This is a genomic window from Micromonospora sp. NPDC004540 (genome assembly GCF_040610095.1).
In the GTDB taxonomy this organism is placed as follows: Bacteria; Actinomycetota; Actinomycetes; order Mycobacteriales; family Micromonosporaceae; genus Micromonospora.
The window spans coordinates 1-24,790 of sequence record NZ_JBEXLR010000095.1; the positions used below are offsets into that span (position 1 = coordinate 1).

Annotated in this window: 26 protein-coding genes and 1 pseudogene; 10 read left to right on the plus strand and 17 right to left on the minus strand. The window is 72.7% G+C overall.

Annotation, left to right across the window (positions count from 1 at the left end):
• Window positions 1-94, plus strand: a pseudogene (locus tag ABZV78_RS25350) (phytochelatin synthase); the annotation flags it as partial.
• 75 nt (window positions 95-169) lie between these two features.
• Here ABZV78_RS25350 and ABZV78_RS25355 read toward each other — a convergent pair.
• Both ABZV78_RS25355 and ABZV78_RS25360 read right to left on the minus strand, forming a co-directional pair.
• Window positions 170-826 carry a DedA family protein gene (locus tag ABZV78_RS25355; RefSeq protein ID WP_355642398.1) on the minus strand — a complete coding sequence of 219 codons (657 nt, stop codon included), beginning with the start codon at window positions 824-826 and terminating at the stop codon, window positions 170-172.
• Between the two features lie 9 nt (window positions 827-835).
• Window positions 836-1,207, minus strand: a complete 372-nt coding sequence (locus ABZV78_RS25360) for a VOC family protein (protein WP_355642400.1) — start codon at window positions 1,205-1,207, stop codon at window positions 836-838.
• 155 nt (window positions 1,208-1,362) lie between these two features.
• Between ABZV78_RS25360 and ABZV78_RS25365 the strand changes: the two genes are divergently transcribed.
• A complete protein-coding gene (locus tag ABZV78_RS25365) occupies window positions 1,363-4,221 on the plus strand; it encodes an aconitate hydratase (protein WP_355642402.1) in 2,859 nt (952 codons plus the stop codon).
• 120 nt (window positions 4,222-4,341) lie between these two features.
• Window positions 4,342-4,761: a hypothetical protein gene (locus ABZV78_RS25370; protein ID WP_355642404.1), complete on the plus strand. Its 420-nt coding sequence runs from the start codon at window positions 4,342-4,344 to the stop codon at window positions 4,759-4,761.
• Between the two features lie 25 nt (window positions 4,762-4,786).
• On the opposite strand, the gene ABZV78_RS25375 is transcribed toward ABZV78_RS25370, so the two are convergent.
• Window positions 4,787-5,191, minus strand: coding sequence for an SRPBCC family protein (locus ABZV78_RS25375; protein WP_355642405.1), 405 nt, complete (start codon window positions 5,189-5,191; stop codon window positions 4,787-4,789).
• 147 nt (window positions 5,192-5,338) lie between these two features.
• On the opposite strand from ABZV78_RS25375, the gene ABZV78_RS25380 reads away from it, so the two are divergent.
• The gene (locus ABZV78_RS25380; RefSeq protein WP_355642407.1) at window positions 5,339-6,118 is read left to right on the plus strand and encodes a hypothetical protein; all 780 of its coding nucleotides are present in this window, start codon (window positions 5,339-5,341) and stop codon (window positions 6,116-6,118) included.
• A 64-nt stretch (window positions 6,119-6,182) separates the two neighbouring features.
• Here the strand turns inward: ABZV78_RS25380 and ABZV78_RS25385 are convergent, their stop codons facing one another.
• A complete protein-coding gene (locus ABZV78_RS25385) occupies window positions 6,183-6,551 on the minus strand; it encodes a YciI family protein (RefSeq protein WP_355642409.1) in 369 nt (122 codons plus the stop codon).
• 132 nt (window positions 6,552-6,683) lie between these two features.
• Between ABZV78_RS25385 and ABZV78_RS25390 the strand changes: the two genes are divergently transcribed.
• Entirely contained in the window at window positions 6,684-7,562 is an 879-nt protein-coding gene (locus tag ABZV78_RS25390) for a class I SAM-dependent methyltransferase (protein WP_355642411.1), read from the plus strand.
• Between the two features lie 79 nt (window positions 7,563-7,641).
• On the opposite strand, the gene ABZV78_RS25395 is transcribed toward ABZV78_RS25390, so the two are convergent.
• From ABZV78_RS25395 to ABZV78_RS25405, 3 genes are all read right to left on the minus strand, one after another.
• On the minus strand, window positions 7,642-8,577 hold the full coding sequence (locus tag ABZV78_RS25395) for an NAD(P)-dependent oxidoreductase (protein WP_355642413.1): 936 nt from the start codon (window positions 8,575-8,577) through the stop codon (window positions 7,642-7,644).
• Between the two features lie 86 nt (window positions 8,578-8,663).
• Window positions 8,664-9,605 (minus strand): RNA polymerase sigma factor SigJ, encoded by a 942-nt coding sequence (sigJ, locus tag ABZV78_RS25400; RefSeq protein WP_355642415.1) that lies wholly within the window; start codon window positions 9,603-9,605, stop codon window positions 8,664-8,666.
• Window positions 9,606-9,712: 107 nt separating this feature from the next.
• A complete protein-coding gene (locus tag ABZV78_RS25405) occupies window positions 9,713-10,192 on the minus strand; it encodes a heme-degrading domain-containing protein (protein ID WP_355642417.1) in 480 nt (159 codons plus the stop codon).
• A gap of 203 nt (window positions 10,193-10,395) precedes the next feature.
• Here ABZV78_RS25405 and ABZV78_RS25410 point away from each other — a divergent pair, with 203 nt between their 5' ends.
• A complete protein-coding gene (locus ABZV78_RS25410) occupies window positions 10,396-10,893 on the plus strand; it encodes a YcxB family protein (protein ID WP_355642419.1) in 498 nt (165 codons plus the stop codon).
• 187 nt (window positions 10,894-11,080) lie between these two features.
• Here the strand turns inward: ABZV78_RS25410 and ABZV78_RS25415 are convergent, their stop codons facing one another.
• The 7 genes from ABZV78_RS25415 to ABZV78_RS25445 all read right to left on the minus strand — a co-directional run bounded on the left by ABZV78_RS25415 (window position 11,081) and on the right by ABZV78_RS25445 (window position 18,858).
• Window positions 11,081-11,686 (minus strand): ATP/GTP-binding protein, encoded by a 606-nt coding sequence (locus ABZV78_RS25415; protein ID WP_355642421.1) that lies wholly within the window; start codon window positions 11,684-11,686, stop codon window positions 11,081-11,083.
• Entirely contained in the window at window positions 11,667-12,056 is a 390-nt protein-coding gene (locus ABZV78_RS25420) for a DUF742 domain-containing protein (RefSeq protein ID WP_355642423.1), read from the minus strand. The genes ABZV78_RS25415 and ABZV78_RS25420 overlap by 20 nt, the downstream gene beginning before the upstream one ends.
• On the minus strand, window positions 12,053-12,478 hold the full coding sequence (locus ABZV78_RS25425; RefSeq protein ID WP_091320827.1) for a roadblock/LC7 domain-containing protein: 426 nt from the start codon (window positions 12,476-12,478) through the stop codon (window positions 12,053-12,055). The genes ABZV78_RS25420 and ABZV78_RS25425 overlap by 4 nt, the downstream gene beginning before the upstream one ends.
• A 62-nt stretch (window positions 12,479-12,540) precedes the next feature.
• A complete protein-coding gene (locus tag ABZV78_RS25430; RefSeq protein WP_355642425.1) occupies window positions 12,541-15,030 on the minus strand; it encodes a nitrate- and nitrite sensing domain-containing protein in 2,490 nt (829 codons plus the stop codon).
• 80 nt (window positions 15,031-15,110) lie between these two features.
• Window positions 15,111-16,676 (minus strand): prenyltransferase/squalene oxidase repeat-containing protein, encoded by a 1,566-nt coding sequence (locus ABZV78_RS25435; RefSeq protein WP_355642427.1) that lies wholly within the window; start codon window positions 16,674-16,676, stop codon window positions 15,111-15,113.
• Window positions 16,673-17,548 (minus strand): terpene synthase family protein, encoded by an 876-nt coding sequence (locus ABZV78_RS25440; RefSeq protein WP_355642429.1) that lies wholly within the window; start codon window positions 17,546-17,548, stop codon window positions 16,673-16,675. Before ABZV78_RS25440 ends, ABZV78_RS25435 begins: the two co-directional genes overlap by 4 nt.
• Entirely contained in the window at window positions 17,545-18,858 is a 1,314-nt protein-coding gene (locus ABZV78_RS25445) for a cytochrome P450 (protein ID WP_355642442.1), read from the minus strand. The genes ABZV78_RS25440 and ABZV78_RS25445 overlap by 4 nt, the downstream gene beginning before the upstream one ends.
• A 446-nt stretch (window positions 18,859-19,304) precedes the next feature.
• Between ABZV78_RS25445 and ABZV78_RS25450 the strand changes: the two genes are divergently transcribed.
• Entirely contained in the window at window positions 19,305-19,553 is a 249-nt protein-coding gene (locus tag ABZV78_RS25450) for a DUF2630 family protein (RefSeq protein ID WP_091322434.1), read from the plus strand.
• 69 nt (window positions 19,554-19,622) lie between these two features.
• Here ABZV78_RS25450 and ABZV78_RS25455 read toward each other — a convergent pair whose 3' ends face one another.
• The 3 genes from ABZV78_RS25455 to ABZV78_RS25465 form a co-directional block, all read right to left on the minus strand.
• On the minus strand, window positions 19,623-20,552 hold the full coding sequence (locus ABZV78_RS25455) for an RIO1 family regulatory kinase/ATPase (protein ID WP_355642431.1): 930 nt from the start codon (window positions 20,550-20,552) through the stop codon (window positions 19,623-19,625).
• A gap of 161 nt (window positions 20,553-20,713) precedes the next feature.
• Window positions 20,714-21,358: an HAD family hydrolase gene (locus ABZV78_RS25460; RefSeq protein WP_355642433.1), complete on the minus strand. Its 645-nt coding sequence runs from the start codon at window positions 21,356-21,358 to the stop codon at window positions 20,714-20,716.
• 60 nt (window positions 21,359-21,418) lie between these two features.
• Window positions 21,419-22,273 carry a carbon-nitrogen hydrolase family protein gene (locus ABZV78_RS25465; protein WP_355642435.1) on the minus strand — a complete coding sequence of 285 codons (855 nt, stop codon included), beginning with the start codon at window positions 22,271-22,273 and terminating at the stop codon, window positions 21,419-21,421.
• 81 nt (window positions 22,274-22,354) lie between these two features.
• Between ABZV78_RS25465 and ABZV78_RS25470 the strand changes: the two genes are divergently transcribed.
• From ABZV78_RS25470 to ABZV78_RS25480, 3 genes are all read left to right on the plus strand, one after another.
• Window positions 22,355-22,927 (plus strand): helix-turn-helix domain-containing protein, encoded by a 573-nt coding sequence (locus ABZV78_RS25470; protein ID WP_355642437.1) that lies wholly within the window; start codon window positions 22,355-22,357, stop codon window positions 22,925-22,927.
• Window positions 22,928-23,028: 101 nt separating this feature from the next.
• Complete coding sequence (locus ABZV78_RS25475; protein ID WP_355642439.1) at window positions 23,029-23,931, plus strand: TIGR04222 domain-containing membrane protein; 903 nt, start codon at window positions 23,029-23,031, stop codon at window positions 23,929-23,931.
• Window positions 23,928-24,716 (plus strand): DUF692 family multinuclear iron-containing protein, encoded by a 789-nt coding sequence (locus ABZV78_RS25480; protein ID WP_355642440.1) that lies wholly within the window; start codon window positions 23,928-23,930, stop codon window positions 24,714-24,716. Before ABZV78_RS25475 ends, ABZV78_RS25480 begins: the two co-directional genes overlap by 4 nt.
• Window positions 24,717-24,790 lie beyond the last annotated feature (74 nt).

A 24,790-nucleotide genomic window follows, 5' to 3' on the forward strand; every position in this document is an offset into this window, starting at 1 on the left:
CGCCGACTCGGCCGACCCGAACATGGCCTCCTACCGCATCAGCGTGGACAACCTCGCCGACTGGATCGCCACCCGCGGCTACAGCGCCTCCTGACGATCCGATCGACAGCAAGACAGCAACGACGAAAGGGCCCGACCCCCTGGGGGTCGGGCCCTTTTTCGTCGTCGGTCAGCGGTCGCCGGCGTGCACGGGCTCGTCGGCCTCGTCGGGCGCCTCGACCTGCTCCAGCCGCCGGGCGCGGCGGCGCAGCCACCAGGTGCTGGCGACGCCGGCGAGGACCGCGAGGACCAGGCCGGCCCAGGAGATGTCCTTGAGCCAGTGCTCGGCCGCGCGGCCCACCGAGAAGAGCAGGTAGGTGGTGCCGAACGCCCAGACCAGGCCGCCAGCCGCGTTGGCCACCAGGAACCGGCGGTACGGCACGTGCAGCGCCCCGGCCAGCGGGCCGGCGAGGATGCGGAGCAGGGCGACGAACCGCCCGAAGAAGACCGCCCAGACGCCGTGCCGGGCGAAGCTCTGTTCGGCGCGGGCGAGCTGTGCCGGGCCGAGGTGCTTCGGGAAGCGCCGGCCCAGCCGTTCGAGCAGTGGCCGCCCGCCGCGCCGACCCACGGCGTAGCCGATGGAGTCGCCGATGATGGCGCCCGCGGCGGCGGCGGTGGCCACCCACTCCGGCTCGACGACCCCGGTGGCGGCGAGCAGCGCGGAGCTGACCAGCACGATCTCGCCGGGGAGCGGGATACCCATGCTTTCCACGCCGATGACCCCGGCGACGATCAGGTAGACCACGCCGGGGGGCAGCGCGGAGAGCCAGTGCTGGACGTCGACCACCCCCGAACCCTACCCGCGGCGGCTCAGTCGACGGGGGGTGAGGAACTCCAGGCGGTTGCCGTGCGGGTCGTACGTGTGGAACCGCCGCATGCCGGGAACCTCGTCGTCGCCCCAGGTCACGGGGTGACCGGCGGCGTCGAGCCGGGCGGCCAGCTCGTCGAGGTCGGGGCGGAGCAGCGCCGGGTGCGCCTTGCGGGCGGGGCGGAAGTCGTCCTCGACGCCGAGGTGCAGCTCGGCGCCGTACCCGGTGAACCAGCAACCACCGCGGGCGGCGAGGGCCGGCGGCTTGGCCTTTTCGACCAGGCCGAGCAGGCCGGCGTAGAACGCCCGCGACGTTTCCTCGGAGTCGCGTGGGCAGGCGAGCAGGACGTGATGGATCATGGGGCACCTCCTCGTCCCGAACCCTGGCACGAGGTTGCGCGAATAGCAAGACGGACGTACGGTTTTGTTGAGACCGACGCGGGTAAGTGTTGCCTAACCACGGCGGCACCCCGGCCGGTGCGACAAACTGCTCAGGACTACTCACGGTCGCTGGTGTGAAGGAGTACGACGTGGCGAGCCTCGACACCTTCGGTGCGAAGACCCAGCTACGCGTCGGTGACGCGAGCTACGAGATTTTCAGGATCGACAAGGTGGAGGGCCACGACCGGCTGCCCTACAGCTTGAAGATCCTGCTGGAGAACCTGCTGCGGACCGAGGACGGCGCGAACATCACCGCCGACCACATCCAGCAGCTCGGCGGCTGGGACCCCACCGCCGACCCGAGCGTGGAGATCCAGTTCACCCCGGCCCGGGTGCTGATGCAGGACTTCACCGGCGTGCCCTGCGTCGTCGACCTGGCCACCATGCGCGAGGCCGTCCGCGACCTCGGCGGCGACGCCACCAAGGTGAACCCGCTCGCCCCGGCCGAGCTGGTCATCGACCACTCGGTCATCGCCGACCTGTTCGGCCGCGAGGACGCCTTCCAGCGCAACGTCGAGCTGGAGTACGAGCGCAACAAGGAGCGCTACCAGTTCCTGCGCTGGGGCCAGACCGCGTTCAACGAGTTCAAGGTCGTCCCGCCGGGCACCGGCATCGTGCACCAGGTCAACATCGAGTACCTGGCCCGCACGATCATGGAGCGCAACGGCCAGGCGTACCCGGACACCGTGGTCGGCACCGACTCGCACACCACCATGGTCAACGGCCTGGGTGTGCTGGGCTGGGGCGTCGGCGGCATCGAGGCCGAGGCCGCGATGCTCGGCCAGCCGGTCAGCATGCTGATCCCGCGGGTCGTCGGCTTCAAGCTCTCCGGCGAGATGCCGGCCGGCACCACGGCCACCGACCTGGTGCTCACCATCACCGAGATGCTGCGCAAGCACGGTGTGGTCGGCAAGTTCGTCGAGTTCTACGGCCCGGGCGTGAGCGCGGTGCCGCTGGCCAACCGGGCCACCATCGGCAACATGTCCCCGGAGTACGGCTCCACCGTCGCGATCTTCCCGATCGACGCCGAGACCGTCCGCTACCTGGAGCTGACCGGCCGCGACCCGCAGCAGGTCGCGCTGGTCGAGGCGTACGCCAAGGAGCAGGGCCTCTGGCACGACCCGGACCGCGAGCCGGCGTACTCGGAGAAGCTGGAGCTGGACCTCGGCACCATCGAGCCGTCCCTGGCCGGCCCGAAGCGCCCGCAGGACCGGGTGCCGCTGGGCAGCGCCAAGACGCTGTTCCGCTCCGCACTGACCGACTACGTGGCCGCCGGCGACCTGGGCGGCGCGGAGAAGCAGATCAAGCCGGGCGTGGCCCGCGAGGAACTGCCCCGCGGCGCGAACGGGCCGGCCGACGAGGCCAGCGCCGAGTCCTTCCCGGCCAGCGACCCGCCGGCCAACGAGTTCAGCGACCCGGCCGACGAGCCGCGTGACCTGGAGACCGCCGCGGCGGGCGCCGGTGGCCGCGCCACCAACCCGGTCCGGGTGATCGCCGCGGACGGCGTCGAGTACGAGTTGGACCACGGCGCCGTGGTGATCGCCGCGATCACCTCCTGCACCAACACCTCGAACCCGCAGGTCATGATCGGTGCCGCGCTGCTGGCCCGGAACGCCGTGGACAAGGGCCTGTCCCGCAAGCCGTGGGTGAAGACCACCCTGGCCCCGGGCTCCAAGGTCGTCATGGACTACTACGACCGGGCCGGCCTGACGCCCTACCTGGAGAAGCTCGGCTTCAACCTGGTCGGCTACGGCTGCACCACCTGCATCGGCAACTCCGGCCCGCTGCCGGAGGAGGTCTCCGCCGCGGTCAACGAGGGCGACCTGGCCGTCGTCTCGGTGCTCTCCGGCAACCGCAACTTCGAGGGCCGGATCAACCCGGACGTCAAGATGAACTACCTCGCGTCCCCGCCGCTGGTGGTCGCGTACGCGCTCGCCGGCACCATGGACATCGACCTGGCCAACGAGCCGCTCGGTGAGGACGCCGAGGGCAACCCGGTGTTCCTGCGGGACATCTGGCCGAACAGCGCCGAGATCCAGGACGTCATCGCCTCGGCGATCGGCGCCACCGGCTTCAGCGCCGCGTACGCCGACGTGTTCGCCGGTGACGAGCGCTGGCAGTCGCTGCCGACCCCGACCGGCGACACGTTCGCCTGGGACGGCGAGTCGACCTACGTGCGCAAGCCCCCGTACTTCGAGGGCATGGCGAAGGACCCGCAGCCGGTGCAGGACATCGGCGCGGCACGGGTGCTGGCCAAGCTGGGCGACTCGGTGACCACCGACCACATCTCCCCGGCCGGCTCGATCAAGGCGGACTCCCCCGCCGGCAAGTACCTGGCCGAGCACGGCGTGGCACGGCACGAGTTCAACTCGTACGGCTCCCGCCGAGGCAACCACGAGGTCATGATCCGGGGCACCTTCGCCAACATCCGGCTGCGCAACCAGCTGGTGCCGGGCGTCGAGGGCGGCTTCACGGTCAACCACCTGACCGGCGAGCAGACCTCGATCTACGACGCCTCGATGGCCTACCAGGAGGCGGGCGTCCCGCTGGTCATCCTGGCCGGCAAGGAGTACGGCTCCGGCTCGTCCCGCGACTGGGCGGCCAAGGGCACCATGCTCCTCGGGGTGAAGGCGGTCATCGCCGAGTCCTACGAGCGGATCCACCGCTCGAACCTGATCGGCATGGGCGTCCTGCCGCTGCAGTTCCCGGTCGACGCCACCGCCGAGTCGCTGGGCCTGACCGGCACGGAGACCATCTCGATCAGCGGCGTCACCGCGCTCAACGACGGCGACACCCCGCGCACCGTGAAGGTCACCACGGACACCGGCGTGGAGTTCGACGCCGTGGTCCGCATCGACACCCCCGGTGAGGCCGACTACTACCGGCACGGCGGCATCCTGCAGTACGTGCTGCGTCGCATGATCGCCAGCTGACGTCGTACCCGACGAAGGGCCCCTTCCCGCGCGGGGAGGGGCCCTTCGGCATCCTCGGGTCGTTCCCGTTCGCCGTTGCGGCGGGCGTCGGACGCCTCAGGGTTGAGCAAGGATGTGACTGTGCGCCACGAGCATCATGTCTTCCACAATCCGCCGTCAGCGACACCGGCCGAGGTGAGCGCAGCGCTTGATCGCGGCGACCTTCCGGGCGCGATGGATGCCATGGTCGGCACCGCGCTCTACGGCGACGGAGACTGGAAAGAGCTGCAGGAACTGCATCTCCAGCTGCTCGAGCACGACGACCGCCAGGTCAGCGCCCTTGCCGCAACCTGTCTGGGCCACCTGGCACGGGTCCATCGCCAGCTGGACGAGGACCGGGTGGTCGCCGCGCTGCGCCGAGCTCGGTCGGTCCCCCACCTCAGGGGTACCGCCGCCGATGCGCTGGAGGACATAGAAGTCTTCCTCCATCCGCGGCGCGCACGGTGGCGTGGGCGGGCGTGGACAGCGGTCCGTCCGTGGACGTGGCTCCGACGTCAATGACGGAAGCGCTGGAACCACCTGCGTTTCAGGAGTCGGGGTTCTCCAGCACGGCCTTGAGCCGGGCGAGGTCGCTCTCGACCAGCGCGGTGTCGCGGTCGAACTCCGCGTCAGTCATGCCGGGCGCCCGTCGCAGGCTGAAAACCACCTCGGTGGCGTCGCCGTCGGCGATGGCACGCAGCGGCACGTACACGGTCTGGCCGGAGGGCGTCAGCACCTCGTGGTCGAGCACGCCGTACTCGTTTGCCGGCGCGAACGTCACTCGCGCCCGTCCCTCGGGCGTCTCGACGAACCAGTGGGCGTCGACGCGCATGACCGAGCTGCCGAGGCCCGGCGCCCAGCGGGGCAGGTTGGCCGGGTCGGATGCGAACGCGTAGACCTCGTCGACCGGACGATCGAAGTGCACGCTGAGGTGGCGAGAGCCCGTACCCACAGGCAGATGATCGCACGCTCAGCGGGGCATGTGCCGGGCCAGTTCGTCAGCCAGCCCACGCAACCGCCCCGAGTCCCCGGTGGCACCGTCGGCGGCGCCGGGGAAAGGGGTGTGCGGCCGCCGGCCGGGCGCCGGTAGCGTGCCGGCGTGGGACTCGACGGGTTCGTGTACTGCCGTTGCTGGCAGGACGGTCTCGCCACGCCGTGCCCGGTCGGCCCGGTGGGCTTCGACGAGGACGGCCACCTCGCCCTGTTGCAGCCGTGGGAGGGCAACTCGGCGGCGCACCACACCTTCTACGCCTGGATGTCCGGGGATGCCTGCCCGCACCCGCTGATGGAGCAGTCGAGCGAGGGCTTGTCCAACTGGACCGGCGTGCGACTGTTCCAGCAGGCGCTGCGCTCAGCCGGGAAGGCACGATTCCCGACCCTGGCCGCCGGCCTGCCGGACGACAACGGCGGCTGGTTGTCGGCCGAGCATGCGGCCGCGGCGCTGGCCGAACTCGACGCGTTCCGGGGCAGCCGGATCGCAGACGAGGTCGTGCTGATCGACGAGGCGACCGGCCGCGAGGTGATGCCGCACGTCGAGGTCCACCGCGGGGTGTTCATGTTCGGGCCCGGCTGGCAGGCCGGCGTGGGCCCGGGCGGCTTCTTCGTCGTCGGCACCGACGTGGATCCGCCGGTCACCCTGTTCCGGGCCACGCGGTTCACCCAACGGGTGATGCCCGACGGGCGGATCGAGTTCGTCGCCGAGGGCATGCGGGCAATCTTGGCGACGAGACCCGTGGGCGGGCACGGGTTGCCTCCGCCGGAGCGACTCGCGGTGCGGACCCGGACCCGCTCGGCCGACGACTTCGCCTACATCGTCTCGCCGCTGCGCCGGCTCTGCGCGGCGTCGGTGGCCACTGGTAACCCGGTGATGTGGTGCTGACCCGTCAGAACTGACCCCTCCTCACGCCGTGTCGCCGGCACTCACCACGTTCCCCGGGAAACCATCACCTGTCGGCCTGGCGGAGCATCGCGTCCTGTTCAGGGTCGGGCAGGAGCTCCCGGACCTCTTGCGCGCAGCGGCAAGCGACGGCGATCTTGGCAGCCCACGCCAGCGCCTCCTCACGTGAGGCCACGTCGACGACCACGAACCCGCCAATGACCTCCTTGGTCTCCGGGTAAGGGCCGTCGGTGACCATCCCGTCCGTGGCCACGACGCTCGCCCGCTGGCTCTCCAGCCCACCGCCGAACACCCACACGCCGGCGTTCACGGCCTCCTGCATCACCGCGTGCGCGGCCTTGCCCACGTCGGGTATCTCCTCCCCGGGGATGTGGTCCATCCCGCCGGCATCGAACGAAATCAAGTACCGAGACATCCCGTGACTCCCTTGTCCCGGCAGCCTTCTCCGGCCGCCTCTCACCTGTCCTACGAACGACCCGCCCCGGATCCGACGCCATGCCAGAAGAATTCTTCACCGGACGCCCGCCGCTCGCCGCCTGCCGGCGTCATGCCGCCCCTGCTCGCGGAGATCATCGCTGCCGCCACCGGCTACGAGTCGTCCCACTGCACTTGTCTGCCGCCGACCGCGAGTGGCATGACAACTCGGGTGCGGACGTCGACCGGACTCGTGTTGACTTCGGCGGTGGATCGTCAACGGCTCAGCAGCATCGCGCACTCGCACCACCCGATCGCGGCCCCCATCTTCGGTGTCAACCTCAACCGGCTCCTGCGCCGAGCGGGCCGCCAACCGGCTGCTCGTGTCCTCGACCTCGGCTGCGGAGAGGGAGCCTGGGCGCTACAGGCTCTCGCCCACTACCCCGACGGGCACGCGGACGGCGTGGACGTCAGCCGGTACGCCCTCGAACGCGCCGCCGGCGCCGCCGCCGAGCGGGGCCTCGCCGACCGGCTCACACTGCACGAGCGCGACGCACGGACGTACGTGCCGGACGGCGATTACGACCTGGTGCTGTGCGTCGGATCGACACACGCGTTCGGCGGATTCGGCGAGACGCTGGAGCTGGCCGGTCGGCATGTGAACGCCGACGGCATCCTCATGGTCGGTGAAGGATTCTGGCAGGTCCCGCCGACTCCGGAGGCACTCGCGGCGCTCGATGCGAAGCCGGAGGAGTTCACCGACCTCGCCGGCCTGGTCGACGCCGCTGAGCAGGCCGGCTGGACGCCGGTGTACGCCCATGTCAGCGACGCCGCCGAGTGGGACGACTACGAGTGGTCGTGGGTCGGCTCGCTCACGGAATGGGCGCTGGACAACCCCGGCCATCCGGACGCTGCCGAGGCACTCACCGTCGCCCGGGAGCACCGCGATCAGTGGTTGCGCGGGTACCGCAACGTTCTGGGCTTCGTGACGCTGGTGCTACGCCGCACCTGATCGTGCCGGATGGTTGCCCTTCGACACGCCTTCGGCTCCCCGAATACCTACCGAGGCGGGAAGAACGACGCTCAGCAGGTCACGGCACAACCTGGAGGCCCTGGCGCCAGGTGGGGTGTGTCGGGTGCCAGCCCAGTTCGCGCTTGGCCTTGGCGTTGGATGCGCCCCGCAGTTCGGTCATGAGCACGACGCCGGCCTGTCCGGCGGCCAGCCGTCCGATGAACCGCGGTACGCGCATCGGTTTCTTGGCGCCCAGCATCGCTGCCAGTTCCGGCAGCCATTCGGCGACCGGGGCGGGGTCGTCATCGACGATGTTGTAGACACCGCGGCCGCCGTCCTCCACCGCTGCGACCGTGGCCTCGGCGGCGTCGGCGATGTGGACGAACGACCACACCCCGCCGCCGTCGCCGACGACCGGGAACTTGCGTTTGCGGATCATCTCGAGCTGCTCCGAGCCTGGCGACATGGAGGTGCCGGGTCCGTAGAACGCGCCGTAGCGCAGCACGATCCCTTCGGTCCAGGCGGCGCCCAGCACGGCCTTCTCCAAGTGTTCGATCGCGGCGATCATCGGGGCCATCTGGGCGACCGGTGCGCGATCCAGGGGGTCTTGCTCGTTCTTGACCGGCCCGCCGGTCCGCGTGTAGGTAAACGCGCCGTTGCTCTGGGCGACGAACCGTCGTACTCCCGTGGCGCGTGCGGCCGCGAGCAGGTTGTCGGTGCCCTCGATCCGGAGCCGGTTGGTGGCGGCGAAGCTGCGTTCGAAGTTGCGGGTGTCGACGTGCCCGATGGCGGTCAGCTGGTTGACGATCACCTCCGGGGCCGCCTGGCGCACGGCCGCCTCGACCTGGGCGCGATCCAGCGCATCGGCGATGACCGGTACCGCGCCCAGCTGTGATGCCCTGGCCTTGTTGGATTCGCTGCGGATCATGGCGAACACCTCGTGTCCGGCATCGACCAGACGCGGCACCAGTTCCTTACCCATCGCTCCGGTCGCTCCTGCCACCAGCACCCTCATTGTCGGCTCCCTTGCTGCCCGGTTCGGATTTGTCACTTGAACCGGATAGCCCACCGATTCCTGACATGAGCCGAGGGTGATGCACGTCACATCACGAGCAGGGGCTCCCCATGGTGGGCCGCCGCCCATTGCTCGGTCGCGCGTTCGAGCTTGTCGGGGTTTGCCTGGGTACGGCAGGCAGTGATGCCCTCGGCGGTGACCTCCAGGCACATGATGGCGACGACCCGGCCTTCCACGACCGCCACCACGGCGGGTTCCCCATTGGCGGCCCAGGCGTAGATCGCGGGCGAGCCGCCGACGATGGCGCGCTTGGCCTCGGCGGGCTTGAACAGGCCCCACAGGAACTTCGCGACCGCGACGGCTCCCTCGAACGCCTTGGTGCGTGCCGGAACCTTCCCTCCGCCGTCGCCGATGGAGATGGCGTCCCTGGTGAGCAGGCGTACGAGCTCATCCGTCCGGCCACTGGTGGCGGCCGCTAGGAACTCCTGGACGATCCGCTGGGCGGAGGCCTGGTCGATTTCGGTGCGGGCCTTGCCGTACGCGACATGCTTCTTGGCGCGGTGAAAGATCTGCTGGCTGGCGGCCTCGGTGATGTCGAGGATCTCGGCGATCTCCCGGTGCGGGTAGTCGAAGGCCTCCCGCAGCACGTACACGGCCCGCTCGTTGGGCGACAGGCGCTCCATGAGGGTGAGGACCGCGTACGAGACCGATTCGCGCTGCTCAGCGGTGTCGGCCGGGCCGAGCATCGGGTCGCCCGCGAGCAGCGGCTCGGGGAGCCATCGACCCACGTAGGTCTCGCGGCGTGTCCGCGCGGAGGTGAGCTGGTTGAGGCACAGGTTGGTGAGTACCTTCGTCAGCCAAGCCTCGGGGACCTCGACGCGGTCGACGTCGGCGGCCAGCCAGCGCAAGAACGTCTCCTGCACGACGTCCTCTGCCTCGTCCGCGGAGCCGAGGAGACGGTAGGCGATGGCCTCCAGACGGGGCCTCGACAGCTCGAATCGGTCGACGTCACCCACCGTCAAAGGCATGACCTGATCATATTTCCCGCAATGCCTCCAGCTGATCACGGCCCAACTCGTGGATCGAGGCCATCCGGACAGCGAACACCCTGCTCCTCCTCACCCGAATGAGCCGTTCACGAGACGGCCCCTTTCTCGGAGCCCTTGGAATCCAGGAAGAGTCCGAGGGCCTCGACGACGAGGCGGTGGTCGTCGAGTTGGGGCAGTCCTGAGACGGTGACGGTGCCGACCGGGCCGGTGCCCCTGAGGATGATCGGGAAGCAGCCGCCGTGCGCGGCGTACAGGGCCGCTTCGAGGTGGGATTGTTCCTCGAAGGTGGTGCCGCGGTCGCGGTAGGTCTGGCCCACGAGATAGGAGCTGTGTCCGAACCGGCGGACGACGCGGATCTTGCGTTCGATCCAGTCGTCGTTGTCGGCAGAGGTGCCGTGCAGTGCGTAGTGGAAGAGTTGGTGGTCGCCGAGGCGGATGTCGACGGTGACAGCGTGGCCGCGCTCTCTGGCCAGCCCGACCAGGCTGGTTCCCAGGGCCCAGGCGTCGTCATGGTCAAAGTGGTCGAACTGGAGGCGTTCTTCCTGCTCCTGAAGCTCCGGCGTCACGGCGTACCGTTCCCTTCCTCGATCGTCAGAACGATCTAACCAGAGGAAGAACCGGCAAGCGGAACGTTCATCGTGCCGTACGTCCATCAGCAGATCGGGGTTATGCCGCGAAGCGCTCGTCACCGAAGGTGGCGTCAGCGCCGATCGCTGGTGTCAGACAGTCAGGCGCTGCTCGGGGCCGGTGCGGGCACTATCGTTCTGGCGTGCACATCCGTTTTGATGTCCCAGCCGATCCCGCGTACCCCGGCCGCGTGGCCGCTGCGCTCAGCCGTGTTCGGCTGCGCAAGTACGGTTACATCGGCGGGGTGCTGGCGGCGGTCGGGGCGATCGGCTTCGCCGTCGCGCGGGGCTTCGCGTGGGGCGACCAGATCTCGCCGCTGTGCCTGACGCTGGTCGTGGGTGGCGTGCTGTCGATGCTGTACTCGCCGTGGGTGCGGTTGCGCGCCCGGCGCCGCTCCGGTCGCTACGCCGTCGAGGGCGCCTACGACATCACCGATGACAACATCATGATGCGCAGCGGCTCGGAGTCCGGCGGCATCGCCTGGGACGGGGTCGCCCAGGTGAGGGACACCCCTGAGTTCTGGATCGTGTACGTCGGCCGGATGCCGGCGACCGTGATCCCACGCCGCTTGATGTCCGCCGAGGACGCCGAGACGTTGCGAGCCTTCATGGCCGAACGTGGGCTGCTCCAGCTTCGGTGAACTCATTTGTCCGACCATGGCGAACCCGAGGCCTGGCCTCGCGCGCCGATGGCCTGGTCCTGCAACGGCAGTCGGGCGGTCAGCCGGCGTAGCGGGGCTCGCTGAGCCGGCGGCGGAATTCCGCGTGAGCGGTCTGGAAGACGTCGTTGAGCCGCTACACCTCGAGCCCGTACCCCGGTCCGCCTGGTCAGTCGGCGGCGCGGCGGCGCTCCTCGCGCAGCTTCATGGCGTACTCCAGCAGCGTGATCAGCACCTCCTTGACCGACTCCCGCTTCCGCGCGTCGCAGAGCACCACCGGCACGTCCGGGTCCAGGTCGAGCGCGCCCTGCACCTCGTCCAGCCGGAAGCGCTTGGCGCCCTCGAAGCAGTTCACCGCCACCACGAACGGCGTGCCCCGTCCCTCGAAGTAGTCGATCGAGGGGAAGCAGTCGGCCAGCCGCCGGGTGTCGGCGAGCACCACCGCCCCGATCGCGCCCAGCGCCAGCTCGTCCCAGACGAACCAGAACCGGTCCTGACCGGGGGTGCCGAACAGGTAGAGCACCAGGTCGTCGCTGAGGGTGATCCGGCCGAAGTCCATCGCCACGGTGGTGGTCGTCTTCGCCTCCACCCCGGACAGGTCGTCGATGCCGATCCCGGTCTCGGTCAGCACCTCTTCCGTCCGCAGGGGCTTGGTCTCGCTGACCGCGCCGACCAGGGTGGTCTTGCCCACGCCGAAACCGCCGGCGATCAGGATCTTGATCGCGGTGGGCAGCGGCGCCGCTCCCGCCGGCCGCTCAGAGCGCCCGTAGTCCATTGATTACCGCCTCGAAAACACTGTCGTCGGGAAGGCCGGCGGGGGTGGCGCGCGGCTCACGGACCTGCACCAGGCTGCGGGCCGCCAGGTCACCCAGCAGAACCCGGACGGTGCCTACCGGCAGGTCGAGATGGGCGGCGATCTCGGCCACGGACAGGATCCGCTGGCAGAGGCCGACGATCGCCACGTGCTCCGGGCCGAGCCCGGACTCCGACCCCACCTCCGCCCTGGTCGCCGTGACCAGGGAGATCAGGTCGAACGTGCCGGTCACCGGGCGGGCCCGGCCACCGGTCACCGCGTACGGGCGCACCACCGGACCGGCGTGGTCGTCCACCCACTCGTGCTCCGCGGGCTCCGCGTGGCCGGTCATCGCGCCGGATTCTCGCCGAGGGGCTGTTCCCGGGTGGGTGAGGCGACGAACCGGCCGACCCGGGTGACCAGCATGGCCATCTCGTACGCGATCAGGCCCACGTCGGCGTCCTCGGACGCCAGCACGGCCAGGCAGGCGTTCCGCCCGGCCGCGGTGACGAACAGGAACGACGACTGCATCTCGATGATGGTCTGCTGCACCTGACCGCCGCCGAACCGCTTGCCCGCGCCCCGCGCCAGGCTCTGGATGCCCGCCGCCATCGCCGCCAGGTGCTCGCCGTCGTCCCGGCTCAACCCGCGGGACGAGGCCATCAGCAGTCCGTCGGTGGAGAGCGCCACGGCGTGTTCCGCCTGCTTGACCCGGCCGACCAGGTCATCCAGCAACCACGTCAGGTCCGCGCTCGAAGCCGTCTTCTGCGCCACTCGTCGTCCTCTTCTCCCCGGCTGGTGTGCCGTGCTGGTCCGGGACCGCCGGATCGGCGTCCCTAGCTCGCCTGACCGTCGCCCGTGTCCGGCGCGCCGGCCTCGTGCGCCCCGCCGAGCAGCCGGGCCGCGTCGGTCCGGCCCCGTCGGGTGCCGCTCTGGTAGGAACTCATCATCCGGCGCACCTGCTCGGGCGGGCGCACCGTCTCGTCGTCCCCGTCGTCGTCCGGAGTGGACGGTTCGTGCCGCAACTCCGGCGCCAGGCTGGCCTGGCGGACCCGGACCGGGAGGCCGCCGTCGGTCCGGGCCGGGACCGCGGCCTCGGCCGCCGCGTCGCCGGCGGGCAGCGGGTCGGTGGGCCCGGCCTCCGCCGGGGCCGGCCCCGCGGTGGCCTCCGCCGCCGCGGGCTGCCTCTTCCGGGTACGCGCCGGCAGCCCCGACGGGGTGAGCCGGGGCGCGTCCTCATCGGTCTCCGGCGCCGCGGCGGGAAGCTCCGCGCCGTCCTCGGCGACCTCCACCGCGCGGGTGCTCTCGACCAGCGCCACCGGGGTGACCGGCCGGTCACCGGCGGGCTCGGCCGCAGCGCCCTCCGGTCCGGCGGCGACGGCGGGCGTGGCCGGAGCGGGCTGTCCGGTGCCGACCGGGAAGCCGCCGGAGGTGCTCGGGTCCGGCCCGTCCTGCGTGACCAGCTCGGCGGGGATCAGCACCACGGCCGTCGTCCCGCCGTACGCCGATTCCTTGAGCTGCACCTTCACCCCGTGCCGCTCGGTGAGCCGGCTGACCACGAAGAGGCCCAGCCGGGCGGCGTTGGCCAGGTTCAGCTCGGACCGGTCCACGATGCGCCGGTTCGCGGCGGCCAGTTCCTCCGCGCCCATGCCGAGGCCGCGGTCCTCGATCTCCAGGGCGAAGCCGTTGGCGACCAACTGGCCGCGTACCTCGACGGTGGTGTGCGGCGGCGAGAAGGAGAGGCCGTTCTCGATCAACTCGGCCAGCAGGTGGATGACGTCGCCGACGGCCCGGCCGGTCAGCGACACCGGGCCGAGCGGCCGCACGGTCACCCGGGTGTAGTCCTCGACCTCGGCGACCGCGCCACGCACCACGTCGACCATCGGCACGTTGCGCCGCCACGCCCGGCCCGGCGTCGAGCCGGAGAGGACGATCAGGTTCTCCGCGTTGCGCCGCATCCGGGTGGCCAGGTGGTCGACGCGGAACAGGTCCTCCAGCTCCTCGGCGTCGTGCTCCCGGCGTTCCATCGCGTCGAGCAGGGTGAGCTGGCGGTGCACCAGCGCCTGGGTGCGCCGGGCCAGGCTGAGGAAGACCTCCCGGACGTTGCGGCGCAGCTCGGCCTGCTCGACGGCGGTCCGGATGGCGGTCTCCTGCACGGCGTTGAACGCCTTGCCGACCTGCCCGATCTCGTCGTCACCGGTCTGCAGCGGCGGCGCCTCGCGGGCGACGTCCACCTCCTCGCCGTGGCCCAGCCGCTCGACCACGCTGGGCAGCCGCTCGTTCGCCAGCCGGAACGCCGCCTCACGCAGCCGTTCGAGCTGCCGGACCAGCGCCCGGGCGGTGGTGATGGAGACGACCACGGACGCGATGACCGCGATCAGGCCGAGGCCGGCGGCGAGCACGAGCCGGAGGATGACGCCGACGGCGACCGGGGTGGCCCGGGACACGATGTCATCGCCGCCGGCGAGGATCACGCCGCGCAGGTCCTCCATCGACCGGCTGGCGGCGGCCTGCCAGGCTGCGGCGGTGACCGGCGGGCGCACGTCGCTGCCCTTGGCGGCGAGCACCCGGTCCTGGAGGGCGCGCAGCTGCCGGAACGCGTCGCCTTCGGTCATCTGCTGGTAGCGGGCCCGGTCGGTCGGGGCGAGGTCGCGGGCGGTCCGGTCGGCGAGGAACCACTGGGCGCCGACCAGCCGGGCGAAGGCGGTCTGCTCGGCCACGGTCATCCGGTTGGCCGCCACCGCGCCGGTCAGCAGCGCGTCCTGCTGGGACAGCAGCTCCCGGGCCCGGTTCAGGTTGATCAGCGCGGCGGTGTCCCGGGCGATCTCGTCGTCGTCGAGGCCGCCGAGCGCGTCGAAGACCCCGAAGATGGCGTCGACCGCCTCGTTGTAGGCGGCCAGCGTCGCGGTCCGGTCGATGGTCTTGCGGCCGACCTCGGCGCGGACCTCGCCGAGCTGCTCGACCTCGGTCTTCAGGTCGGCGATCCGCGCCTCCAGCTCGTCGCTGGCCGGGATCTCGGTGCGCCAGTCCTGCGCGGAGCGCCACAGCGCCGCGGCGCTGTCGTCGGTGCGCTGGCGCTGCGCGGCCAACTCCTGGAGCTGGTCCGGGTCGGACTGTCCCAGGTACAGCAGCGACAGCCGCCGCTCGTTCTGGAGCTGGAGCAGCAGCGGGTCGGCCGGCTCGAAGACGCGCGCGTTGAGCGCCTGCACACCGAGCAGGTTGAAGCCGTCGCGGACGGTCACCCACGCCGCGAAGGCCCAGAGAGCGATCAGGGACGCCAGCAGGGCGATGATCTTCGTACGGAGATTCGTACTGCGGGAACCCATCACACCGTCCTGGCCCGGTATTCGATCAGTCCGAAATCCGATCGACTCCGGCGCACGCTAGCAGCCGCCGTGAACTCCATTCAAGCGATCCTGATCATGGCGTTGTCGACGCCGGTGAATGTTTCCTCGACAGACCCCGACGCGGCCAGCACCGCGGCGCGCACGATCAGGGTCGGGCGGTAGAGGTCCTTGTCGTGCCACAGCGCCGGCCCGTCCGCGCATCCGTCCCACTCGGACAGTCGCCGCCGCCCCCGCACCAGCGCCGAGGCGACCCGGGTGTCTCCCGGCCGCCCGGCGCCGGCCAGCGCGAGCACCCCGTACGCGGTCTCCTCCGCGGTGCCGCTCCACCGCCCCCACGAGCCGTCCGCGCGCTGGGTGTCGAGCAGCCAGCCGACGCCCCGGTCCACCGCCCGGGCCGCGGCGGCGGGGGCGTGGTCGGCGAGCGCGAGCAGCACGCAGTACGTCGCGTAGTACGCCGACGCGTGCCAGCGGTCGGCCCACCGCCCGTCCGGCTCCTGCCGCTCGACCAGCCAACCGGCGACCCGGTCCACGGTGGCCGCGACGCCGGGGTGGGCGGGGTGCTGGCCGAGGGCGTCGAGCACGTGCGCGTTGGTGGTCACCGACGCCCCGTCCTCCCCCGGCCAGGTGCAGAAATGCCGGCCGGTGTCGTACGGGTCGAGCCGGGACAGGTCGAGCGGCCGGCCCAGCCGGGCGAGCGCGTAGAGGGTCACCGAGGTGGTGTCGGCGTCGGCGGGCAGGCCGGGCCCGGTGGCCGCGCCGGACGCCCCGACGGCCGCCCGCAGGTCGGCCACGAGCGACCCGGGTACGGTCAGCGGCACGCCGGACCGCGCCAGGATGCCGAGCACCCAGGCGCGCTCGAAGACGGTGATCGGGCTGGCGCAGGGCACCGGGCCGCGCCCGCCGACCGCGCGCAGGTAGTCCAGGGCGGGGCCGGGTTCGGGGTGACCGAGCCAGGCGGCCGTCGCGGCGGGCGAGGCGCCGACCGCGCCGGCCTCGGCGGGCCGTACCCCGGCCGCCCGGCGGGCCCGGTCGCCGCCCACCTCCAGGGCGTGCGCCAGCTTCTCCGGGACGGGCCGGCCGGCGGCCAGCAGGCCGCGTACCCGGGTCAGCCGGCCCGGGTCGAGACCGGCCGGCAGCGGCAGGCGCACCCCGGCCCACTCGGCCAGCCCGGCCGGGGGCTGCTCGAGGTGCCGGTCGACGGCCTCCCGCAGCGCCGGCACGATCAGGTCGGTGGCGGGCAGGTCCGGCGGGGCGCCGGCGTCGAGTGCGCCGACCAGGAAGGCCAGGCCCCGGTGCACGGCGCCGGTCAGCGCCCCGGCCGGGCCCCGGTCGCCCCAGCGCAGCACGGTCAGCAGGGCCTCGGTGGCGCTGAGCGTGGGCACCAGGGCGTACCCGCCGGGGCCGCCCCAGCCACCGTCGGCACGCTGCCGGTCGAGCAGCCAGGAGACGCGGACGTCGTGACCGGGCAGCCAGGGCGCGAGGCCGACCAGCCGGCCGGTCTCGTAGACCGACGCCGAGGTCTCCCCTGCCGGGTTGTCCACCATGGCCGCGACCAGGTCGCGGGCCTGCCCGGCGCGCGGGTCGCCGGCACGGGTGACCGGCGCGGGACCCGTGGTGAGGCTCACCGGACGCCCCAGAAGTCGGTGAGCCGGTAGAACCCGCTGGTGAAGCCGAGCTGCCGGGCGAGGAAGTCGGCCTGCCGGTGGGAGGCGGGGGCGAGGTCGGCCAGCAGCCGCCGGCAGTGGTCGACCTGCTCCGCCAGGCGGCGCTCGATCTCCGCCGGGTCGTCCACCAGCAGCAGCGCGTTGAGGTCGCCCCACTCCTGGTCCCGCCGGTGGGTGCCGAGGTCGTTGACCAGCCGCAGGGCCCGCTGCACCTCGTCGCTCACCGCGATCAGCCGGGGCAGCGCGCGGTGCGTGCCGGCGTCGCCGGTGTGGATCCAGTGCGCCACGTTCACCACGGTGGCCGCGAGGTTGTCGGCGTTCGCCAGGTAGTCGGCGAGGGTGGGGTGGTCGGCCTGCTTCCACTCCCACTCGCGGGCCATCGCGTCGAGGGTGCGTTCCATCGCGTCCCGCCACGAGCCGCGCAGCTCGGCGTAGGCCGGGGCGGCGGCCAGGTCGTCGCGCAGTTCGGCGAGGAACCGGCCCAGCGGGTCGTCGGGCGCGGCGCCGTCGACCACCGTGAGGCAGGTCTTGGCGATCCGGTCGACCTCCGAGCGGGAGGCCGCCAGGTGGTCGACCTGCCAGTCGACCGCGAAGCCCCAGAGCACGGCCCGGTTGGTCAGCGCCAGCTCCTCGGCGGTGCACCAGGGGGCGCTGAACGCCATCGCGAGGGCGATGCTGCTGAACAGCGTCGCGTCGAACGGCCGGCCGGGGAACAGCTCGGCGTGCCCGGCGGCGCACCGCGCCAGGTCGCGCTGGCCCTTCGCCGCGAGCGCGCAGATCCGCCCCTGCTCCGCGGCGGCGGCGACCGGATCCGGTACCTCCCCGCCGGTCATGCCGGCTCCGCCCGCCGGTCGGCGGCGAGCAGGGTCAGCTCGACCCGGTCCCGTGGCCGCAGCGCCGCGGCCAGCCGCAGCCCGGGTACGCCGGGACGGCGCAGCCGGAAGCGGTAGCGGCTCAGCATCGTGGCCAGGATGAGCTGCGCCTCCAGGTAGAACAGGTACATCCCGAGGCACTGGTGCGGGCCGCCGCCGAACGGGAAGTGGGCGTACCGGTGCCGGGCGCGGACCCGTTCGGGCCGGAACCGTTCCGGGTCGAACTCGTCCGGCCGGTCCCAGAACTGCCGCATCCGCTGGGTGATCAGCGGGCTGGCCACCATGGTCGCCCCCGCCTCGATCGGCACGCCGTCGATGACGTCGGCGGCCACCGCGCGGCGCGGGATGATCCAGCCGATCGGGTAGAGCCGGAGCAGCTCGTCCAGGACCATCCGGGTGTAGGTGAGCTCGGCGAGGTGCTCGCGGCGCACCGGTTCGTCGCCCACCACCCGGTCGATCTCGGCGTAGAGCCGGTCGGCGACGTCGGGCCGCTGCGCCAGGTGGGGCCAGGCCCAGGTGAGCACGTTGATGGTGGTCTCGGTGGTGGCCGCGAACATGGCCACGGTGTCGTTGCGGACCTGCCGCTCGTCGAGTTGCCGGCCGTCGTCGGTGCGGGCCCGCCAGAGCGTGGAGATGATGTCGTCGCCCTGGTCGGCCACGGCCCGGGTCTCCCGGACGATCGGCACCAGCACCTCGTCGACGATGCGGACCGCGCGGCGGAACGGGCGATCCCCCGGCATGGGCAGGGAGAGCGGGGCGAACGGCACGACGATCCGGGGGATCACCGCGGTGGCGATGACGTCCTGCGCGTCTATCACCCGCAGCGCGTCCGGCACGGAGATCTTGTCGGCGAAGAGCACCCGCATGATCGCGCGGCTGACGATCCGGGCCTGTTCGGCGCCGATGTCGACGGGGCGGCCGGCCCGGAACGGCTCGTCCAGCTCGTCGACGGCGTCCCGGATGGCGTCGGCCATGCCGTCGATCAGCGCCTCCACCCGCTTGGCGGTGAACATCGGCTGGAGCATCCGGCGGCTGGCCGACCAGATCTGCCCCTCGCCGAGGATGCCCTCACCGAACAGCCGCTTGACCGGGCGCCAGAACAGCCCGTCGCCGGCCCGCTCGTAGTTGTCCGCCCGGTCGCGCAGCACGTGCTGGACGTGCCGGGGGTGGGTGACCAGGTAGGGGCGGAACGATCCCAGGTTCAGCCGGACGAGCGCGCCCCCGGTGCGGTTGCCCACGTCGATCAGCGCGCGGGCCGGGTCGCGGAGCATGCCGGGCAGGATCTGCCGGAGGGGGACGGGGTGGGGCCGCCCGGTGGGCCGGGGCGCGGTCGGCGACTCCTCCACGTGAATGGCTCCCTCAGTTCTACCCAGGGTCGCGACGCCGTCATGACCCGTGACGTTGCCCGCGAGCATGCCATCCTGAACGACGGATAAAAAGACGGACAGGAAAATATCTCACTGCACAACAATCCCGCCGTCGACAATGGAGCGAGTGGGATTTACGTCACGCCGGAAGGCTTCCGGTGTGGACCCACCGTCCACCCTGGACCGCGCCGCCGGCTCCCGGCGCAGGTCCGCACCCGGTGCCGTCGACCGGCCGGCGGCGACCGGCCCGGGCCGCCCGCCACCCGGTGGCCGGCGCCGGGCGATCAACTCCCGCCGGCCGGCTGGGGAGAACGCGGGCGCGTGCCCGCCCCCTGTGCCAAGCTTCGGGCATGGACGACAAGACCATCCTGAGCCGGATCTCCGAACTCGTCGACGAGGAGCACCGGCTGCGCGCGGCCGCGCAGGAGCACGAGGCCGGCACCGACGACGAGGCCAAGGAGCGGCTGCGGGCGCTGGAGGAGTCGCTCGACCAGTGCTGGGACCTGCTCCGCCGCCGCCGGGCGGCGCGCCAGGCGCACGGCGACCCGGATGCCCAGGGCCAGCGCCCGGTGACCGAGGTCGAGCGCTACCTCCAGTGACTCCGGGCCGGCGCCCTGCCCCGTGCCGGCGTCCCGGGCGGGCCCACACCCGCCCGGGACGCGGCGCGCTCAGCGGAGGCCCGCCTCCCGCAGCAGCACCTCGGTCAGCGCCTCCGGGTCGGTGTCCGCCGCCGGCAGGCCGCGGGCGGTGAACCAGGTGCCCACCACCCGGACGTCCCGGCCCAGGAACTCCGCCCCCTGCGGGTTGGCCACCACGTCGACCACCTGCGGCAGGTCGATCATGACCAGCCGCCCGGCGTGCACCAGCAGGTTGTACGGGGACAGGTCGCCGTGGGCGTACCCGGCGCGGGCCAGCACGACCAGGGCCTCGACCAGTTGCTCCCACAGGTCGCGCAGGTCGGCGCCCTCCGGCCGGAGCTGGGCCAGCCGGGGCGCGGCCTCGCCCGCCTCGGCGTTCCCGACGAACTCCAGCATCAGCTCGGTGCCGAGCAGCTGCACCGGATAGGGCACGGCGATCCGCCCGGAGGCGGCGCCGATCTCCCAGAGCCGGGCGAGGGCGGCGAACTCGGCCGCCGCCCACTGGCCGGCGATCATCTGGCGGCCGAACGAGGTCCGGCCGGCCATCGCCCGCATCTCCCGGGACCGGCGGACCCGGCGTCCCTCCAGGTAGCCGGCGTCGCGGTGGAAGAGGCGGTGCTGGGGGTCCCGGTACCGCTTGGCGGCCAGCAGGCAGCCGCGGTCGGTGTCCGGCACGGCGCGGCGGACCAGATGGACGTCCGCCTCCTTGCCGGTCTTCAGCACGCCCAGCTCGGTGTCCTTCGCGGCCAGCTCGGTGACCAGCCACTCCGGGTGGGGTTCGGGCCCGTGCACGGCCTGATCCCAGGAGGACCAGTGGTCCTCCGCGTCCGGCTCGGCGTCGGGGTCGGCGAGGGCCGGCTCGGCGTGCCGGCCCCGCTTCAGGAAATAGGGTTCGTCGTCGTCGAAGCGGCTCTTGCCGCGGCCACGGCGCTGCGGCGCCGGGAAGTCGTGATCGCGCACGGGTGGATCGGTCCTTCGATCGAGGCTGGTGGAGGCAGGTGGTACGACCCTGCAAAGACGGCCATGACCGACCTCCTCTCCTCGACCGGGCTGCACCCGGCTGCGCCCTCGCGCCGCACCATGCTCACGGGCGGCACCGGGCGGGTCAACCGAATTACCGCTCAGCCGGCCAGGACGGCGGCCACCGCGGCGATCAGCCCGTCCACCGTGCGGGTGGGCGCGAACCGGGTGTCCGACCAGCGGCGCCCGCGGTGCAGCCAGACGCTGGGCAGCCCGACGGCGGTCGCCCCGCCGATGTCCGCCTCCGGGCTGTCGCCGATCACCCAGGCGCCGCGCAGCGGCATCCGGGCCCGCTGGGCGGCCAGCGCGAAGATCCGCGGGTTGGGCTTGCTGACCCCGGCCTCCTCGGAGATCACCCAGTCGGCGACGTACCGGTCCAGCCCGGTCTGGCGGATCTTGGCGTCCTGCTGGCGGGACGTGCCGTTGGTGACCACCACCGGCACCCAGCCGGCGTCGTCCGCGATCCGCAGCGCGCAGGCCACCAGGGGATCCAGCCGGGTGAACGCCACCACGCCGTCGTGCAGCTCCTCGACCAGGTCGATGGAGGGCATGCGCAGCCCGTACCGGTCCCGGATGGCGTCGGCGACGTCCCACCGGTCGGTCAGGCCGTCGGCGTCGACGGAGAGCAACCAGTCGATGTCGGCGGGCGGCGCGCCGATGCTGTCCAGGAACCGCTCACCCCAGGCGCGGAACGGCGCGTCGCGGTCGAGCAGGGTGTTGTCCAGATCCAGCAGGAGCAACGGCACTCGGGCACCTTACGGGACGGGGGTGCGCCACCGACAGGGCCGAGGCCACCACGCCGTCCGTCAGCCGATGAGCGCCGTTCGGGCGAGCCCCTGGTCGGGCAGGCGGTCGGTGAGCATGGAGTGGGCCGCACGCGTGGCCGCGAGGGCGGCCGGGTCGAGGGTCGCCACCAGCACGTCCTCGCCGGTGTCCGCGCCCCGGGCCAGCGGCCGCCCCTCCGGCTCGTAGATCGCGGCCCCGCCGTTGAAGCGCCACGGGTCCGCGCCGCCGACCGCGTTGGCGAAGACCACGTACATGGTGTTGTCCAGGGCGCGCGCGGCGTAGTAGAGGTCGCGGCGGTGCTCGGAGCCGGCCAGGTAGCCGCTCGGGCAGAGGTAGCCGTGCGCGCCGTCGTCGGCGGCGGCCCGGCCGTGCTCGGGGAAGCAGCCGTCGTAGCAGATGCCGAGGCCGAACCGCCAGCCGTCGACCAGCAGGGTGGCGCCCCGCCGGCCGGCGTCGAACAGCTCGCGCTCACCGCTCCAGAGCTGCTGTTTGTCGTAGCCGGCGGTGACCGCGCCGGTCGGGTCGACCACCAGCGAGGAGATGGTGCGCCGCCGGTCGGGGTGACGGACGGCCGCACCGATCACCACGCTCGCACCGCTGTCGCGGGCGGCCGCGCGCAGCGGATCGAGGCGCGGGTCGTCGACCCCGCCGTCGGGATCGGCGGCCACGTCGGTGCCGGCCGGATCGGCGCCCAGGGTCGGCGGGTGGTACGCGGGCAGGAACAGCTCGGGCAGCACGACCACCCGTGCGCCGGCGGCCCGGCCGACGAGGCGGGCGGCGGTGGCGGCGTTGCCGGCGACGTCACCGGGGACGGGCTCGGCCTGCACGGTGGCCACGGTCAGGGGACGGGTGGGGAGGGGCACGGCCTGGGTCACCGGAGGATGGTAACCGGCGCGGCGAATCTCAAGCCGTACGTACGGTTTGCATCGGCCGGGTCCACCTGGAACGATCGTTACGTGCCCAGAGTAAGTCAGGACCAGCTCGACGCGCGGCGGCAGGAGATCCTCGCCGCCGCACGGGCGTGTTTCGCCCGACACGGCTACGAGGGTGCCACCGTCCGCCGGCTGGAGGACGCTACCGGGCTCTCCCGCGGCGCGATCTTCCACCACTTCCGGGACAAGGACTCGCTCTTCCTCGCGGTGGCCGAGGACGACGCCGCGGTCATGGTGGAGACCGTGGCCCGCAACGGTCTGGTCCAGGTGATGCGGGACCTGCTCGCCCGGGCGGTCTCCCCGGACACCACCGGTTGGCTCGGCAGCCAGCTCGAGGTCTCCCGGCGGCTGCGCACCGACCCCGCGTTCGCCAAGCGTTGGGCCGAACGGTCGGCGGCGATCGCCGAGGCCACCCGGGAGCGCCTGCTCCGCCAGCGGGAGGCCGGGGTGCTCCGCGACGACGTGCCGATCGACGTGCTGGCCCAGTTCCTGGAGCTGGCGTACGACGGGTTGGTGCTGCACCTGGCGATGGGCCGTCCCGCCGGTGACCTGGGCCGGGTGCTCGACCTGGTCGAGGAGGCCGTCCGCCGGCACTGACCGCGCCACGTCTCGGTCCGGTAACTCGATCCGCCGGAGAGATCACCGCTGGCGCACCTGCTCCACAATGAGCCGCGACCCCCTCGCGACAGGAGCAGAGCATGGCAGTCCTCGCGGGCGACACCTGGGGCATCCCCGGCCCCGTCTTCCTCCGCTGGTACGTCGTGGCGGCCGTCGTGCTGGTCGCCGGCACCCTGGTCTACCGGTGGCGCGGGCTGGCCGGCACCCCGGTGCAGGGCGACGGGCCGCTCGGGCCGCAGCAGGCGGCGTACCTCAACGGGGGCGACCAGCTCGCCGTCTGGACCGCGCTCGGCGGCCTGCGCCGCGCCGGCGCGGTCGGCGTGCGCCCTGACCGGCGGCTCACCACCGGCGGCCCGCTGCCGGCCGGGGCCACCCCGCTGGACCAGGCGATCCACCACGCGGCGAGCCGGGGCCTGCGCTCCCGGGAACTGGGCCAGGACGAGTGGGTCCGGCGCGCCCTCGACGAGCTCCGTGACGGTCTCGTGCGCCGCGGTCTGGCGCTGGACAAGGAGCGGCGCGCGACGCTGCGCCGCGGGGCGGTGCTCGTCGGGGCCCTGCTGGCGCTCGGCTTCGTCCGGGCCTTCGTCGGCATCTCGAACAGCCGCCCCGCCGGCTGGCTGATGCTCACCCTGGTGCCGCTCTTCATCGCGTTCCTCCTGCTCAACCGGGTGCCGTGGCGCACCCGGGCGGCCACCCGGGCGCTGCGCGAGCTGCGCCGCCGGCACACCTGGCTGCGCCCCTCCGCCGCACCGGCGTACGCCACCTACGGCACGTCCGACACGGCGATGGCCGTGGCGCTGTTCGGCACCGCCACCCTCTGGACCATGGACCCGGGCTTCGCCGAGCAGGCCGAGATCCAGCGCCACGCGATGGGGTCCTCGGGCAGCTCGGGCAGCTCGTGCGGCGGAGGCAGCTCGTGCGGCGGGGGCAGCTCCTGCGGGGGCGGTGGCGGCTGCGGCGGTGGCGGCGGGTGCGGCGGATGACCGCCGGCCTCTCCGGAGTGGGCATCGGGTGGCGGCCGGAGATCGCCGGCTTCGTGGCCGGCCTGCCCGGGCTGCGCTTCGTCGAGGTGGTGGCGGAGACGGTCGCCCCGGCCGGGCCGCTCCCCGACGGCCTGGCCGAGCTGCGCGGGCGGGGCGTCACCGTCGTACCCCACGGGGTGAAGCTCTCCCTCGGCGGCGCGGAACCGGTCGATCCGGCCCGGGTGGCGCACCTGGCCGGTGTGGCCGCGGCGCTGGACGCGCCGCTGGTCAGCGAGCACATCGCGTTCGTGCGGGCCGGCGGCGTGGAGGCCGGTCACCTGCTGCCGCTGCCGCGCAGCCGGGAGGCGGTGGCCGCGGTGGTGGCCAACGTGCGGCGGGCGCAGGCGGAGCTTCCGGTGCCACTGGCCCTGGAGCCGATCGCCGCGCTCTTCGACTGGCCCGACGACGAGCTGGAGGAGGCCGACTTCCTCACCGAGATCCTCGACGCCACCGGCGCGCTGCTGCTGCTCGACGTCGCCAACGTGCACGCCAACGCCCGCAACCGGGGCGGCGACCCGGCCGCCCTGCTGGACCGGCTGCCGCTGGACCGGATCGCCTACGTGCACGTGGCCGGCGGCGCCGAGCAGGGTGGCTTCTACCACGACACGCACACCGACCCGGTCCCCGCCGAGGTGCTCGACCTGGTCCGCGAGCTGTGCGGCCGGCGCCGACCCCCGGCGCTGCTGCTCGTCTTCGCGCTCGGCGGTATCGCTGCCACCTGTGCAGGAAGCCGACGCGGCGTGTGATCCGGGACGCCGCCGGCCGCCCAGTTGTCCTGTGTTCCAGCCGCCACACACAGACCACGATGACCCGCCCATGA

What these genes read in the sequence shown, in the direction of transcription:
- ABZV78_RS25360 (WP_355642400.1), bottom strand. Translation starts at nt 1,207, where the DNA reads ATGATCCATCACGTCCTGCTCGCCTGCCCACGCGACTCCGAGGAAACG.
- ABZV78_RS25385 (WP_355642409.1), bottom strand. Translation starts at nt 6,551, where the DNA reads ATGTCTCGGTACTTGATTTCGTTCGATGCCGGCGGGATGGACCACATC.
- ABZV78_RS25390 (WP_355642411.1), top strand. Translation starts at nt 6,684, where the DNA reads ATGCCGCCCCTGCTCGCGGAGATCATCGCTGCCGCCACCGGCTACGAG.
- ABZV78_RS25395 (WP_355642413.1), bottom strand. Translation starts at nt 8,577, where the DNA reads ATGAGGGTGCTGGTGGCAGGAGCGACCGGAGCGATGGGTAAGGAACTG.
- sigJ (WP_355642415.1), bottom strand. Translation starts at nt 9,605, where the DNA reads ATGCCTTTGACGGTGGGTGACGTCGACCGATTCGAGCTGTCGAGGCCC.
- ABZV78_RS25415 (WP_355642421.1), bottom strand. Translation starts at nt 11,686, where the DNA reads ATGGACTACGGGCGCTCTGAGCGGCCGGCGGGAGCGGCGCCGCTGCCC.
- ABZV78_RS25420 (WP_355642423.1), bottom strand. Translation starts at nt 12,056, where the DNA reads ATGACCGGCCACGCGGAGCCCGCGGAGCACGAGTGGGTGGACGACCAC.
- ABZV78_RS25430 (WP_355642425.1), bottom strand. Translation starts at nt 15,030, where the DNA reads ATGGGTTCCCGCAGTACGAATCTCCGTACGAAGATCATCGCCCTGCTG.
- ABZV78_RS25440 (WP_355642429.1), bottom strand. Translation starts at nt 17,548, where the DNA reads ATGACCGGCGGGGAGGTACCGGATCCGGTCGCCGCCGCCGCGGAGCAG.
- ABZV78_RS25445 (WP_355642442.1), bottom strand. Translation starts at nt 18,858, where the DNA reads ATGCTCCGCGACCCGGCCCGCGCGCTGATCGACGTGGGCAACCGCACC.
- ABZV78_RS25450 (WP_091322434.1), top strand. Translation starts at nt 19,305, where the DNA reads ATGGACGACAAGACCATCCTGAGCCGGATCTCCGAACTCGTCGACGAG.
- ABZV78_RS25475 (WP_355642439.1), top strand. Translation starts at nt 23,029, where the DNA reads ATGGCAGTCCTCGCGGGCGACACCTGGGGCATCCCCGGCCCCGTCTTC.
- ABZV78_RS25480 (WP_355642440.1), top strand. Translation starts at nt 23,928, where the DNA reads ATGACCGCCGGCCTCTCCGGAGTGGGCATCGGGTGGCGGCCGGAGATC.